General features: G+C 58.9%; 1 protein-coding gene and 3 pseudogenes. All 4 read right to left on the reverse strand.

What is annotated here, in order from left to right:
• Positions 1-237 (reverse strand): annotated as a pseudogene (locus HV670_RS29670) (hypothetical protein); the annotation flags it as partial.
• A 193-nt stretch (positions 238-430) separates the two neighbouring features.
• Positions 431-799 (reverse strand): annotated as a pseudogene (locus HV670_RS31740) (IS5/IS1182 family transposase); the annotation flags it as partial.
• 12 nt (positions 800-811) lie between these two features.
• Positions 812-1,537 (reverse strand): annotated as a pseudogene (locus tag HV670_RS31745) (PAS domain-containing protein); the annotation flags it as partial.
• A gap of 213 nt (positions 1,538-1,750) precedes the next feature.
• On the reverse strand, positions 1,751-1,984 hold the full coding sequence (locus tag HV670_RS32540; protein ID WP_175108493.1) for a hypothetical protein: 234 nt from the start codon (positions 1,982-1,984) through the stop codon (positions 1,751-1,753).
• Positions 1,985-2,440 lie beyond the last annotated feature (456 nt).

The following is a 2,440-nucleotide window of genomic DNA, read 5'->3' on the forward strand; positions in this document are numbered from 1 at the left end:
GGGTGGTGCGAGTGCCCAACTGATGACTGATAGCCCTATGCAGCTGAGTCCGACAAGCACTACACCCCGCGACTTGCAAATGCGCGCGGCGATCAGCACGACAACCACATAGAGTGTGGCGATGGCGATATCGAGCACCACGACCGTATCGACGATGAATATGACTGCCGCCAGTGCGGCCGTCGCGATAGCGAGTATGACGGTGGTCTTGCGCGGGGAGCGCCTTTCGTCTGTCATCTTGGCTCCAGCTCGATGCGTTTGATCGGCACGCTGGTGTGCAGCGTGGGCAACTCACACTTGCGTGTGGTTGTTCTCTCACAAAAGGTCTGTGTCGGCCTCAGGTTCATTCCCGAGAGTTACTGTTGGCGCCTCTTCGTGTGAGCGCAAGCGCTCGGGTAAGCCTTCTTCCTTCGCCATGATCCGGCATCGGCTAAAAGGCCGAAAAAGACGGCTTGATGCCCAATCGAACGTTGGCGCGCAGCAGCCAGCGCAGGTTGTGGCCGGCGGCGCACAGCACGGCAAAGAGTGGATAACCCGTTTGTCGTTTGAACCAGCAGCGCCGCTGCTGGCTGGTCAGTGTTTTGCTCTTGCCGCGATGCTCGAGCTCTACCGGCGACGTCGGCGTCGACGCCACGAAACGCGAGGTCGACGATCGCCGTCTTGACGCGGGCGCGCCCGGCACGTCCTGCAACAGGATCGACGTCTGTTCAAGCTGCTCGGCCAGAGTGTGGCTATCGTACGGGTTGCCCGGGAAGGTCCGTGCGCCGACGATCAGCCCTTGTTTCGAATCGGCAACCACATTCCTGATCGGCCCCGCAGAACCTTCAATGTAATATTCCTGGCAATCGCGGCTGATCAATATCGTGTGATCGGCCAGGCCGACGAAGCGATCCTCTGACAAGGAAACCCTCACCGGACTCTTGACTGGCAATCGCGTCACGTCCCTGACGATACGAAATATCGTTTCGGACGGCCGCCCCCGGGCAGCGGCATTGGTCCATCCGGTGAGCCGTTCAGCGACCGGATTAAGGTACTCGACTCGACCTTGGGCATCCGTGGTAATGACGCCGTCACCAATGGAATGGAGCGTTACGCGTAGTCGCTCATGCTGCGCGGCCAGTTCGCGTTGTACGCGCTTGCGTTCGGTCACGTCCTCCATCACCGTCAGTGAGTGCAAAGGCAAATCACCGCTATCGTGTTGAATCACGGACGACATCACGATGTCGATGAGAGTCCCGTCCTTGCGCATCGCCTGGTATTCGATACCTTGACATTGTCCAGTTCGAAAAAGCTCAGGGATGACCGTCTCGGTGGCATAGGCGCGCGATGCTGGCGTTAAAAAGTCCACCATCCTACGGCCGACCACTTCGTCTCGCGCGTAGCCGAGCGTCGTCAGCCAGACATCGCTCACGTGGACCAGCCGCCCTTGTGCGTCAATCGAATGGAGCATGGCCGGCGTAGCTTTGAACAGCAACTGGTAGCGTCGCTCGCTTATGTCCTGAGTTTGTTGTGCCTGTTGTTGGTCTTCCATCTGCATGTCTCGGGTGTCGGTTCTGCCGCGTGTTCAGGTCCGTTCGTAATTGCCGCTCCGCTAAACGTTAGATCGTCTGCCAGCCAGACCCGGCGGCGCCCGGCGAGCCGGTTGCAGTGGGTACTGTCAACGATCGCGGCATGCTGAGGGCGGATAATTTCGTGGGCTTCGGCGCCTTCGTCGCGATTGCCCGGGTCAGCGCCCGGCGTCTGACGCGGCTCACGGCCAGCGGAGCGCGCGAGCCGGAAGTGCCGAGCGTGTCGCCGAGCCTGAACTCGGCCACCGTGTCAGGCAGTGCCTGCCCTGTGCGGCCATCGAGTGCGCGGCTGCCGACGCTTCTTCGACCAGCGCCGCATTCTGCTGAGTCACCTGGTCCATCTGGCTGACCGCCATGTTGACTTGCTCGATACCGGTGCGCTGTTCCTGCGACGACGTCGTCGATATCTCGTCCATGATGTCGGTCACGCCTTCGCTGCCTGAAGCGGCATCATGGCGGTAAGCCGCGCCCCGATTTCATTTCCATATTGATCCTCATCGATAATTATATGTTATCGATTTCTTAGATCAATAGTCAATGTATACCCTATGTATATACGATATATTTACGCCGTGCCTGTCTATCAGTGGCCCGAAATGGGGCACGGCGCACGTCGCCATTGGAGACGGTAGCGAAGGCTCCCGCCGTTACGCGAAACAGTTTTCGCCGGAGCCCGCCCACACGACGATGTAGTTCGGGTGCGCGACGCGCAGAACTGATTCACGCCGAACGCACCGCTATCCCGCCGGTAGGGAAGTTCAACTAAGCCGCCACTGATCGGTAAAAGTCCATGATGCCGGCTAGCCCTTCGGGATCTTAGAAAAAACCTATGTGATCGATAGAAACTATTACATTACAGGATAAATAGTGAG

Source organism: Pararobbsia alpina (genome assembly GCF_902859895.1).
Taxonomy (GTDB): domain Bacteria; phylum Pseudomonadota; class Gammaproteobacteria; order Burkholderiales; family Burkholderiaceae; genus Pararobbsia; species Pararobbsia alpina.